Genomic DNA, 11,461 nt, shown 5'->3' on the forward strand with positions numbered 1-11,461 from the left:
CTGCCCCCTGCACGACACCTACGTTCGGCCTCCTGGGGGACGGAAAATCAAGATCAAGATCAAGATCACGAGCAACAGCAACAGCCACAGCCACAGCCACAGCCACAGCCACAGCAACGGCGCTCTAGCGCCGCTTGCTTCCCAATAACGACCCCATCAACCCACGCACCAACTGCCGCCCAAACTGATTCGCCGCCTGCCGCACCGCCGACTTGATCGCCTGCCCAGCCGCACTCTGCAGAAAATCTCCCGCCTTGTCGGCAAAACTCTCCTCACCCGGCGCCTGCTGCGGCTGCGCGCCCGGCGTCTCGCCCTTGCGCGCCATAAGCAGTTCATAGGCCGACTCCCGATCGATCGGCTTGTCATACCGCCCCACCAACGGCGACGCCGCAATCAACGCCGCACGCTCCGCCGCGCTCAACGGCCCAATCCGCGATTGCGGCGGCGCGATCAGCACACGCTCGACCATCCCAGGCGTGCCCTTCTCCTGCAAGGTCCCCACCAACGCCTCGCCAATCCCAAGCTCGGTCAGCACCGACAGGGTGTCGAACGCCGGGTTCGGCCTAAAGCCATCGGCCACCGCACGCAGAGATTTCTGCTCCTTGGCCGTGAACGCACGCAACCCATGCTGGATACGCAAACCCAACTGGGCCAGCACATCGTCAGGCAGGTCGCCCGGCGACTGGGTGACGAAATACACCCCCACCCCCTTGGAACGAATCAGCCGCACCACCTGTTCCAGTCGGTCCTGCAAGGCCTTGGGCGTACCACTGAACAGCAGGTGCGCTTCATCGAAGAACAACGCCAGCAACGGCTTGTCGGCATCCCCCCGCTCAGGCAACTGCTCGAACAACTCGGCCAGCAACCACAGCAGGAACGTCGCATACACCTTCGGTGCCTCGTGCACCAGGCGGCTGGCATCAAGCAGGTGAATGCGCCCGCGCCCATCCACCGCCGGTTGCAAGATGTCCTGCAACTGCAACGCCGGCTCCCCGAACAACGCCTCGGCGCCCTGCTGCTCCAGCGTGGCCAGGCGCCGCAACAGTGCCTGGCTCGAACCGCTGGTCATCAAGGCACTGTCGTCGCCCAGCACTTCGGGGTTGTCTTTCAGGTGCCCAAGCAAGGCCTTGAGGTCCTTGATGTCCAGCAGCAACAGCCCTTCACGATCGGCCACCTTGAACGCCGCATACAGCGCGGCCTGCTGGCTGTCGTTGAGCTCCAGCAGGTTGCCCAGCAGCAACGGGCCCATTTCACTCAACGTGGTACGCAAGGGGTGGCCAGACTGGCCGTGCACATCCCACAGGGTCACCGGGTACGCCTGCGGCCGATGGTTCAGCCAGGGCATGCCGGCAATGCGCTCGGCCACCTTGCCTTGCGGGCTGCCCACAGCACCCAGGCCGCACAGGTCGCCCTTGACGTCAGCGGCAAACACCGCCACGCCCGCATCACTGAATGCTTCGGCCAGGTGCTGCAGGGTCACGGTCTTGCCCGTGCCGGTAGCGCCCGCCACCAAACCATGACGATTGGCCAGCCGCAAGGCCTGGGCCACCGGCTGCCCGGCCAGGTCGGCCCCCAGAATGAACTGCGAAGAGTCAGGCATGTTTTTTCACCCTCTGTTTAAGCTTTAGTAGTACTTGGCCGATAGGGAATAGTGACGTTTCATTCAGAAAGACAGGAAAGGCCCGACAAGGACATGGGAACTGCACTGCTTTCAATCTGCCCTTCGTGCGAATTACCCGGATGATATAAGACCTTAGCGGACCCATTACGCCATGAACAAAAGCCTGCGTTTCAGCCACAAGATTCTGCTTGCCGCCTCCCTGATCGTACTGACGGCATTCACCCTCTTCACTCTGTACAACGATTACTTGCAGCGTAATGCGATTCGCGAGGATCTGGAAAACTATGTTGGCGAAATGGGCGATGCCGCCTCGACCAATATCAAGAACCTCTTCGAAGGGCGCCTGCTGCTGGTGCAGAACCTGGCACAGAACATCGCGGCACACCCCGAGAACCTCGACTCCCTGCTCAGCCAGCAGGTCCTGGCGTCAAGCTTCATCACCGTCTACATGGGCAAGACCGACGGCGGCTTCAACGTGCGCCCGGTGATCAAGATGCCCGAGGGCTATGACCCCCGCGTGCGTGCCTGGTACAAGGACAGCATGGCGGCCAACGGCCCGACCCTGACCGAACCCTACCTGGACATCAGTACCGGCAAGATGGTGATCGGGATGAACGCCACCGCTTCGCGCGAGCTGGGCGTGGTCGGCGGTGACATGGATCTGGACGACCTGGTCAAGATCATCAACTCGCTGAATTTCGGCGGCATGGGCTATGCCTTTCTGGTGAACGATCAAGGCAAGATCCTCGTGCACCAGGACAAGGACCTCGTGATGAAGTCGCTGTCCGATCTCTACCCGAACAACACCCCGCGCCTGACCAAGGAACTGACCGAGGTCCAAATCAACGGCCAGACCCGCATCCTCAGCTTCGCACCGGTCAAAGGCCTGCCATCGGCCAACTGGCACATCGGCCTGTCGATCGACAAGGAAAAAGCCTACTCGATGCTGAGCACCTTCCGCACCTCGGCGGTGATTGTCACCGTGATTGCGGTCGCCATCATCATCGCGCTGCTGGGCATGCTCATCCGCCTGTTGCTGCAACCACTGCACACCATGACCCGCGCCATGGAAGACATTGCCGAAGGTGAAGGCGACCTCACCAAACGCCTTGCGATTCACAGCCACGACGAGTTCGGCACCCTGGGCAACGCCTTCAACCGCTTCGTGGAGCGCATCCATACCTCGATCCGTGAAGTGTCCTCGGCCACCCAGCAGGTCAACGAAGTGGCCCTGCGCGTGGTCAGCGCCTCGAACTCCTCGATGGTCAACTCCGACGAGCAGTCCAACCGCACCAACAGCGTGGCCGCCGCGATCAACCAGCTCGGCGCTGCGGCTCAGGAAATCGCCCACAACGCCGCGCAGGCGTCGCAACAGGCCAGCTCCGCACGTCATCTGGCCGAGGAAGGCCAACAGGTGGTCGATCGCAGCATCCAGGCGATGAACAAGCTGTCTGACCTGATCTGCACCTCCAGCTCCCACATCGAGACGCTCAACAGCAAGACCGTGAACATCGGTCAGATTCTCGAAGTGATCACCAGCATCTCGCAACAGACCAACCTGCTGGCGCTCAACGCGGCCATCGAGGCAGCCCGTGCCGGTGAGGCCGGTCGCGGCTTTGCCGTGGTGGCCGATGAAGTGCGCAACCTGGCGCACCGCACCCAGGAGTCGGCGCAGCAAGTGCAGGGCATGATCGAAGAGCTGCAGGTCGGTGCGCGCGCCTCGGTCGATACCATGGGGCAGAGCCAGCGCCACAGCCAGGACAGCGTCTCGATCGCCAACCAGGCCGGCGAACGCCTGGGCAGCGTGACCCTGCGCATCGGCGAGATCGACGGCATGAACCAGTCGGTGGCCACCGCCACCGAAGAGCAGACCGCCGTGGTCGACTCGATCAACATGGACATCAACGAAATCAACATGCTCAACCAGGAAGGCGTGGAAAACCTGCAGTCGACCCTGCGCGCCTGCTCCGACCTGGAACAACAGGCCAGCCGCCTGAAACACCTGGTCGGCAGCTTCCGCATCTGACCGATCACGCCCGGCGGCCACCACACCGCCGGGCGCGCAACACAATCGAACAAACTATCCTTCATAGAGGTCCACCTTAGGGCGAGTCATCTGCCGCATACCCGTGCGCGATGACACACCCTGAAGACGGCCTCGGAGGGATGCTGATCGTGCACATCGCTGACATCACCATGTTCTACGCCCCCGCCAGTGGCGGTGTGCGTACCTATCTTGATGCCAAACACCGCCGCCTGGGGCTCAACCCGGGTGTGCGCCACAGCCTGCTGATCCCCGGCGCCAGCGCCCGCCATACCAATGGCATCTATCAGGTGCCTGCCCCTGCCCTGCCGTTCGGCAACGGTTATCGCTTCCCGCTGCGCCTGGCACCGTGGCGCAATGTGCTGCATGACCTGCAGCCGGACCTGATCGAGGTCGGCGACCCCTACCTTACCGCCTGGGCGGCGCTGGATGCGCGACGCCAACTGGACGTGCCAGTGATCGGCTTCTACCACTCCGACCTGCCGCTGCTGGTCAGCAACCGCATGGGCAACTGGTTCACGCCCAATGTAGAAGCCTACGTCAGCAAGCTGTACGGCAATTTCGACCGGGTGCTGGCGCCCAGCCAGGTCATGGCCGACAAGTTGCGCGGCCTGGGGATCGCCAATGTGCACGTACAGCGCCTGGGGGTGGACCTGAACACCTTTCACCCCGGGCACCGCGACCCGGGCCTGCGCGCCGAACTGGGTCTGGCCGACAGCACGCGCCTGCTGGTGTTCGCCGGGCGTGGTTCGCGAGAGAAGAACCTGCCGGTGCTGCTGGACTGCATGCGCCGCCTGGGCAAGCACTACCACCTGCTGCTGGTAGGCTCGCACATGCCCGCCCACGTACCGGCCAATGTCACCATCGTCAACCACTTCTGCCCGGCCAATCAGGTTGCCCGGCTACTGGCCAGCGCCGACGCGCTGCTGCACGCCGGCGACCAGGAAACCTTCGGCCTGGTAATCCTCGAGGCCATGGCCAGCGGCATTCCGGTGGTGGCCGTGGCTGCCGGGGCTTTCACCGAAATCGTCGATGCCACCTACGGGCGCCTGTGCACGCCCAACGACGGCCAGGCCATGGCCGGTGCGGTGCGCGAACTGTTCGAGGCCGGCGCACCCGCGCTGGGCCAGCAGGCACGACGACACGCCGAGCAACATTACGCCTGGGACAACGTGGTCAGCGGACTGCTGGCGCACTACCGCGCCGTGCTGGGACATCACGACCTGCCGGTGCGCGCCCATGCATGAGCCCCCCGCCAGCGACAGCCCCGGCAAAAGCGTGCTGCTGGTACTGCACGACGTGGCACCGGAAACCTGGCCCGACTATCAACCCTTCGTCGAAGCCGTGGATGCGCTGGGCAAGGTGCCGATGACCTTGCTGGTGGTGCCCGACTTTCACAAGCGCAATGCACTGCAGCACGCCCCCGGCTTTCGCCAACTGCTGGAACGGCGCCTGAGCTACGGCGACGAACTGGCCCTGCACGGGTATTACCATGCCGACGATGGTTCGCCGCCACGCACGCCCCGCGATTACTTCATGCGTCGCATCTATACCTGGGAAGGCGAGTTCTACGCCTTGGAGCGCGCCCAGGCGCTCGAACGGCTGCAGGCCGGCATCGAACGCTTTCAGGGTTATGACTGGCCACTGACTGGTTTCGTCGCACCGGCCTGGCTGATGGGCGAAGGTACCCGCCAGGCCTTGCGTGAAACATCGCTGCGTTATACCAGCGACCCGCAGCACCTGTTGCGCCTGCCCGATTTCACCCCGGTGTCCGCACCGGGCCTGGTGTGGAGTGCCCGCAGCGCCTGGCGCCGGGGCTTGTCCAAGGTGCTCAGCGAGGTGCGTCGAGCGCGCCTGCAGGAGGCCGCCACGATCCGCCTGGGCCTGCACCCGGTCGACATGCGCCATGCCTACTCGCGCCGGTACTGGCTCGACACCCTGCAGCAGTTGTTGCAGCAAGGCCGCACGCCGATGACCAAGATGGCCTGGCTGGCCAGCAGGCCGCCAGCATGAACCGGCTCGGCCGGCTGTTGCCGGCCCGGCACCGGGTCCGACCGGCACGACGCTGATGTGCGGCCTTAGAACACCACCGTCTTGTTGCCGTGCACCAACACGCGGTCTTCCAGGTGATAACGCAGGCCACGGGCCAGCACCATCTTCTCGACGTCACGGCCGAAACGCACCATGTCTTCGATGCTGTCGCTGTGGCTGACCCGCACCACGTCCTGCTCGATGATCGGGCCGGCATCCAGCTCTTCGGTCACATAGTGGCAGGTGGCGCCAATCAGCTTCACGCCGCGCATCGAGGCCTGATGGTACGGCTTGGCCCCGACGAACGAGGGCAGGAAACTGTGGTGGATGTTGATGACCTGCTGGGCATATTCCTGGCACAACTGCGGCGGCAGGATCTGCATGTAGCGCGCCAGCACCACCACATCGGCGGCATGCTCCTTGACCAGGCGCGACACTTCGGCGAACGCCGGTTGCTTGTCCTGCGGGTCGACCGGCACGTGGTAGAACGGAATGCCATGCCACTCGACCATGCTGCGCAGGTCGTTGTGGTTGGAAATCACGCACGGGATGTCGCAATCCAGTTCATTGCTGTGCCAGCGGTGCAGCAGGTCGGCCAGGCAATGGGATTCGCGGCTGGCCATCAGCACCACGCGTTTCTTCTGGTCGGTGTCGGTAATGCGCCACACCATCGAGAACTCTTCGGCAATCGGCGCGAACGCCTCGCGCAGCGCTTCGATGCCGAATGGCAGGGTGTCGGCACGAATTTCGTGACGCATGAAGAACCAACCGCTCAGGTCATCGGAATGATGGCTTGCTTCGGTGATCCAGCCGTTATGGGAGGCCAGAAAATTACTGACTTTGGCAACGATGCCGACACGGTCGGGGCAAGCAATCACCAGCCGATAGGTGCGCATGAGAGGGGCTCCAGGACTTCACAAAGGCGCGTATTCTAACGACTGCCCAGCAAAACTGCAGTAGTGATTGCATACCGTGTATCCCGGCGCGCGCGGCGCCGCGCCGTCCACGCCGGTGGCTCACCCGTTCCACATTAAAGTTATTTAACAATTGAAGGTGCACTAGCACGCCACGCGGCACAATATCCTTTCAATTATGAAGGTATTGAGCTGTCGTCGCGGTTTAATGTTTACTTGTATTAACCGTCTGACTATTATTGGCGCACCGCAGTCCTGCTTACCTTCACCCCAAGGAATACATCATGTCCCTGATCAACGAATATCGCGCCACAGAAGAAGCTATCAAAGAACTGCAGGCCCGCCTGAAAAACCTGTCCGAAGACAACAAGCTGAAAACAGAGCTGGAGTTCGAAGCCAAACTGCGTGAGCTGATGGGTGAATACTCGAAATCGCTGCGCGACATTATTGCCCTGCTGGACCCGGAAGCCAAACTGAACAAGGCCCCACGCGGCCCGGTTAAAGCCACCGGCACCAAGCGTGCACGCAAGGTCAAGCAATACAAGAACCCGCACAACGGCGAAGTCATCGAAACCAAAGGTGGCAACCACAAGACCCTGAAAGAGTGGAAAGCCAAGTGGGGCGGTGACGTGGTAGAAGGTTGGGCAACCCTGCTGGGTTAATACCCGACACTGTAACCTTTGTTACAGGTCACCCCAAAACGCCAGCATGCTGGCGTTTTTTATTGCCGGGGATTTACGCCAGTACCAGGCGCTGACGCACGGCCTGAGCATGCGCCTGCCATTGTGCGAGCAATTCGCGCTGCGGCGCATCGGCCTGTTGCCAGGCTGCCTGCAATGCCTGCTCAAAGCCTTGCAGCGTGTTGGGCGCGCCCATGGCAGGGTCACTCAGGCGTTGCTGGCAGAACCTCGACCAGCGTTGCCGGTCCTCCATGCTCAAGGTCTCGGGGAAATTGCGCGCACGGTAACGGAACAACAGTTCCGGCAGACGCGCATCATCGAACATCCAGTGCCCAGTGGCCAGTTGGGAAGGCTCGGCAGTTCTTACTTGCTCGCACAGGCGGCGGTCGCGGTCTCCGATAAAGCCGTCATACAACTGTTGCTCAGGGTCTTCACTCGGGGCGAAATCCTGTTCGCTGTAAATCGAATCCAACTTGTTCTGCCACACCGTTTGAGCCGCTCTCAGCTGCGCGGCGCGCTGTTGATACAGCGACATGTCCAGACCCAGCCGCTGCTGATCTTCCTCGCGCAATACGCTCAAGGGTGCCACCACCGGGCAACGATTGATCTGAATTAACTTCAGCGGCACCGCCAATTGCCCCTCGGACATTTCCTCGCGCCGGGTGTACAAACGCTGACGTAATACTTCTGCATCCTCTGTCAGCAATGCGGCGGGGTCCAAGTGCAGGTCACACACTATCAATGCATTTCGATTACGTGGGTGCCACGCCAAGGGCAGCACCACACCAAGGTAATTACGTGCCGCCGAAAAGCGTCCGGAAATATGCACCATTGGTTGCAACAAGCGGATCTGATCGAGGACTTTCTGCTTGCTGCGCAGTTGAAATAACCAGTCATAAAGCTTGGGCTGTTGTTGTCGAATCAACCGTGCCATTGAAATAGTGGCGCGCACATCGGAGAGTGCCTCGTGCGCCTGGCCGTGGTCGATACCGTTGGCGGCGGTCAGCAGCTCCAGCTTGAGGCTGACCTGACCTTCGCGCTGCGGCCACTGGATGCCGTCGGGGCGCAGGGCGTATGCGGTACGCACGATATCGATCAGGTCCCAGCGGCTGTTACCGCCCTGCCACTCGCGGGCGTAGGGGTCGAAAAAATTGCGATACAGGCTGTAGCGGGTGACTTCGTCGTCGAACCGCAACGAGTTGTAGCCTGCGCCACAGGTGCCTGGCCGGGCCAGCTCGGCATGCACCCGGGTCATGAACTCGGCTTCGCACAACCCCTGAGCCGCCAACTGCGTCGGGGTGATCCCGGTAATCAGGCAGGCAGCCGGGTGCGGCAGGATGTCGTCACTGGGCTGGCAGAAGAGATTGACGGGCGCTTCAATCTCGTTGAGCGCAAAGTCCGTACGCACACCGGCGACCTGCAGAGGCCGGTCGCTGCGTGGATTGATACCGGTGGTTTCGTAATCGTGCCAGAAAATGCTGGAGTTCACGGCGTCGTCCTGAACAGAAAATCTGCCGCGAGTCTACCTCACGCCGACGCGCCCAACGGATGGAAGCTGAAATAGTTGCGCAACGACAGCACCAACTGGTCGTACTCGCGCGGTGCCTGCAGCAGCATGAAACCGGAGTCGTAATGGCCGGGGGTCTGGTCTTCATGGCACCACAGACAACTGGCGGTGAGGTTGATCAGGTGCAAGGCGCCGGCGTGGCCAGGCACCTTGAACTGCAGCTCGAAATCAGGGCCCACCAGCAACGGCAGGTCGCTGATCAGCATCAGACCGTCTTCGGACACGTTGCCCAGGTAGCCGATCGGCTGCCCGGTAAAACGGTTGAAGACCTTCAGAAAGTAAGGAAGCAGGTGACGCTCGATACGGCGCTCGGTAAACATGGTATGGATCGCTGTCGGAGACCCTTGAGCAGAGTCGCGCTAGTGCTGGCCAAGTACACGTTGTACTTCAGACAAGCCTAGCGCAACCTGACCTTGGCGTCATGATCCTGTCACCGGAACCTCGGTATCAGCGCCAGGGCCTGACCGTGGCCGGACGTGCGACGGCCGGCTCACCGCCAGGGCGATAGTGGCCCAACTGCTCGAGGGTCTGCAGGCGTGCACGGGCTCGGTAGGCGTATTCGTTGCGTGGGTACTGCTCGATGATGTACTGGTAGGTCTGGACCGCGTCCACGTAGAGCTTCTGGCGCTCCAGGCACTGGCCGCGCAACATCGAGGCTTCCGGGTGGATGAACGGGCGCGCACGACTGGTACGGTCGACTTGCGACAGCTCGAGCATCACCCGCTCGCAGTTGCCGCGGTCATAGGCGCGGTAGGCGTTGTTCAGGTGGTGGTCCATCGACCAGCGGGTGCAACCGACGACGCTGGTCGCCAGGGCTAAAACGATCAAGGCTCGCATGGGGGGTCTCCTCTACTGAGCAGTGTATCGGCAATGGGTGGAAGTTCTGTAATCGGGTAACGCCCATCGCGGGTCAAGCCCGTTCAAACGCCACCCCCCACCCCACCAAGGTAGTGCAAAGGAACAATGACTACAGCGATTTTCCGGAGTAGCCTTTCGCTGCGCTTCACTACAGGAGTCTGTGCATGACCATTCGCCGCACCAAAATTGTCGCCACCCTTGGCCCCGCCAGCAACTCGCCGGAAGTCATCGAGCAACTGATCCTCGCCGGTCTGGACGTCGCTCGCCTGAACTTCTCGCACGGTACCCCGGACGAGCACAAGGCTCGTGCCCGCATGATCCGTGACATCGCCGCCAAGCATGGCCGCCACGTCGCACTGCTGGGTGACCTGCAAGGGCCGAAGATCCGCATCGCCAAGTTCACCAGCAAGCGTATCGAACTCAAGGTCGGCGACCACTTCACCTTCTCCACCGCCCACCCGTTGACCGAAGGCACCCAGGAGATCGTCGGCATCGACTATCCGGACCTGGTCAAGGATTGCGGCGTGGGTGACGAGCTGCTGCTCGACGACGGCCGCGTGGTCATGCGCGTCGAAACCGCCAGCGCCGATGCGCTGCACTGCGTGGTACTGATCGGCGGCCCGCTGTCGGACCACAAAGGCATCAACCGTCGTGGTGGCGGCCTGACCGCACCGGCCCTGACTGAAAAAGACAAGGCCGACATCAAGCTGGCAGCCGAGATGGACCTGGACTACCTGGCCGTGTCGTTCCCGCGTGATGCCAGCGACATGGAATACGCCCGTCGCCTGCGTGACGAGTCGGGCGGTACTGCCTGGCTGGTGGCCAAGATCGAACGCGCCGAAGCCGTGGCCGACGACGAGACCCTCGATGGCCTGATCCGCGCCAGTGACGCGGTGATGGTTGCCCGTGGCGACCTGGGCGTGGAAATCGGCGACGCCGAGCTGGTGGGCATCCAGAAGAAGATCATTCTGCACGCACGCCGCCACAACAAGGCAGTGATCACCGCGACCCAGATGATGGAGTCGATGATCCAGAACCCGATGCCCACCCGTGCCGAAGTGTCCGACGTGGCCAACGCCGTGCTCGACTACACCGATGCGGTGATGCTGTCGGCTGAAAGCGCCGCCGGTGCCTACCCGCTCGAAGCGGTACAGGCCATGGCGCGGATCTGCCTGGGCGCTGAAAAGCACCCGACCAGCAAGACCTCCAGCCACCGCATGGGCACCCAGTTCAGCCGTTGCGACGAAAGCATCGCGCTGGCCGCCATGTACACCGCCAACCACTTCCCCGGCGTGAAGGCGATCATTGCCTTGACCGAGAGTGGTTACACCCCGCTGATCATGTCGCGTATCCGTTCGTCGATCCCGATTTTCGCCTTCTCGCCGCACCGCGAGACCCAGGCCCGGGTGGCGATGTTCCGTGGTGTCTACACCGTACCGTTCGACCCTGCGGCGCTGGCGCCGGAGCAAGTCAGCCAGGCGGCGGTGGACGAGTTGCTCAAGCGTGGCGTGGTGGAGCAAGGTGACTGGGTGATCCTGACCAAGGGCGACAGCTACCACACCATCGGTGGCACCAATGGCATGAAGATTCTGCATGTCGGTGATCCGCTGGTCTGAGACTGAGTGGTTGTCACACGAGCCCCGCCTTCATGGCGGGGCTTTTTTATGCCGAAGCAAAGTACCTGCCCTCAGCAACACCTACGATTCCGCTGTTGCTGTTGCCGTTGATCTTGATCTTGATCTTGAT

General features: G+C 62.1%; 10 protein-coding genes. 5 read left to right on the top strand and 5 right to left on the bottom strand.

The annotated features are described in order from the left end of the window. Positions 1–124 precede the first annotated feature (124 nt). The gene (locus KUO17_RS12825; RefSeq protein WP_217975931.1) at positions 125–1,600 is read right to left on the bottom strand and encodes a helicase HerA-like domain-containing protein; all 1,476 of its coding nucleotides are present in this window, start codon (positions 1,598–1,600) and stop codon (positions 125–127) included. 172 nt (positions 1,601–1,772) lie between these two features. On the opposite strand from KUO17_RS12825, the gene KUO17_RS12830 reads away from it, so the two are divergent. The 3 genes from KUO17_RS12830 to gpgD all read left to right on the top strand — a co-directional run bounded on the left by KUO17_RS12830 (position 1,773) and on the right by gpgD (position 5,678). Further along, entirely contained in the window at positions 1,773–3,647 is a 1,875-nt protein-coding gene (locus tag KUO17_RS12830) for a methyl-accepting chemotaxis protein (protein ID WP_217975932.1), read from the top strand. Between the two features lie 149 nt (positions 3,648–3,796). Then, on the top strand, positions 3,797–4,912 hold the full coding sequence (gpgS, locus tag KUO17_RS12835) for an N-acetylglucosaminyl phosphatidylglycerol synthase (protein ID WP_425274854.1): 1,116 nt from the start codon (positions 3,797–3,799) through the stop codon (positions 4,910–4,912). Next, on the top strand, positions 4,905–5,678 hold the full coding sequence (gene gpgD, locus KUO17_RS12840) for an N-acetylglucosaminyl phosphatidylglycerol deacetylase (RefSeq protein WP_217975934.1): 774 nt from the start codon (positions 4,905–4,907) through the stop codon (positions 5,676–5,678). The genes gpgS and gpgD overlap by 8 nt, the downstream gene beginning before the upstream one ends. Positions 5,679–5,743: 65 nt before the next feature. Here the strand turns inward: gpgD and purU are convergent, their stop codons facing one another. Continuing rightward, complete coding sequence (gene purU, locus KUO17_RS12845) at positions 5,744–6,592, bottom strand: formyltetrahydrofolate deformylase (protein WP_217975935.1); 849 nt, start codon at positions 6,590–6,592, stop codon at positions 5,744–5,746. 302 nt (positions 6,593–6,894) lie between these two features. Here purU and mvaT point away from each other — a divergent pair, with 302 nt between their 5' ends. Continuing rightward, the gene (gene mvaT / locus KUO17_RS12850; protein WP_217975936.1) at positions 6,895–7,272 is read left to right on the top strand and encodes a histone-like nucleoid-structuring protein MvaT; all 378 of its coding nucleotides are present in this window, start codon (positions 6,895–6,897) and stop codon (positions 7,270–7,272) included. 73 nt (positions 7,273–7,345) lie between these two features. Here the strand turns inward: mvaT and sbcB are convergent, their stop codons facing one another. The 3 genes from sbcB to KUO17_RS12865 all read right to left on the bottom strand — a co-directional run bounded on the left by sbcB (position 7,346) and on the right by KUO17_RS12865 (position 9,694). Next, complete coding sequence (gene sbcB / locus KUO17_RS12855; protein ID WP_217975937.1) at positions 7,346–8,779, bottom strand: exodeoxyribonuclease I; 1,434 nt, start codon at positions 8,777–8,779, stop codon at positions 7,346–7,348. A 38-nt stretch (positions 8,780–8,817) separates the two neighbouring features. Continuing rightward, the gene (locus tag KUO17_RS12860) at positions 8,818–9,177 is read right to left on the bottom strand and encodes a PilZ domain-containing protein (RefSeq protein ID WP_217975938.1); all 360 of its coding nucleotides are present in this window, start codon (positions 9,175–9,177) and stop codon (positions 8,818–8,820) included. Between the two features lie 127 nt (positions 9,178–9,304). Then, positions 9,305–9,694 (bottom strand): tol-pal system YbgF family protein, encoded by a 390-nt coding sequence (locus KUO17_RS12865; RefSeq protein ID WP_217975939.1) that lies wholly within the window; start codon positions 9,692–9,694, stop codon positions 9,305–9,307. A 185-nt stretch (positions 9,695–9,879) separates the two neighbouring features. Between KUO17_RS12865 and pyk the strand changes: the two genes are divergently transcribed. Further along, positions 9,880–11,331: a pyruvate kinase gene (pyk, locus tag KUO17_RS12870; RefSeq protein WP_217975940.1), complete on the top strand. Its 1,452-nt coding sequence runs from the start codon at positions 9,880–9,882 to the stop codon at positions 11,329–11,331. The last annotated feature ends 130 nt before the right edge of the window (positions 11,332–11,461 follow it).

This window comes from Pseudomonas aegrilactucae (assembly GCF_019168305.1).
Classification (GTDB): Bacteria; Pseudomonadota; Gammaproteobacteria; order Pseudomonadales; family Pseudomonadaceae; genus Aquipseudomonas; species Aquipseudomonas aegrilactucae.

Coding starts and splice junctions, on each gene's coding strand:
- KUO17_RS12825 (WP_217975931.1), bottom strand. CDS start 1,600: ATGCCTGACTCTTCGCAGTTCATTCTGGGGGCCGACCTGGCCGGGCAG.
- KUO17_RS12830 (WP_217975932.1), top strand. CDS start 1,773: ATGAACAAAAGCCTGCGTTTCAGCCACAAGATTCTGCTTGCCGCCTCC.
- gpgD (WP_217975934.1), top strand. CDS start 4,905: ATGCATGAGCCCCCCGCCAGCGACAGCCCCGGCAAAAGCGTGCTGCTG.
- purU (WP_217975935.1), bottom strand. CDS start 6,592: ATGCGCACCTATCGGCTGGTGATTGCTTGCCCCGACCGTGTCGGCATC.
- mvaT (WP_217975936.1), top strand. CDS start 6,895: ATGTCCCTGATCAACGAATATCGCGCCACAGAAGAAGCTATCAAAGAA.
- KUO17_RS12860 (WP_217975938.1), bottom strand. CDS start 9,177: ATGTTTACCGAGCGCCGTATCGAGCGTCACCTGCTTCCTTACTTTCTG.
- KUO17_RS12865 (WP_217975939.1), bottom strand. CDS start 9,694: ATGCGAGCCTTGATCGTTTTAGCCCTGGCGACCAGCGTCGTCGGTTGC.
- pyk (WP_217975940.1), top strand. CDS start 9,880: ATGACCATTCGCCGCACCAAAATTGTCGCCACCCTTGGCCCCGCCAGC.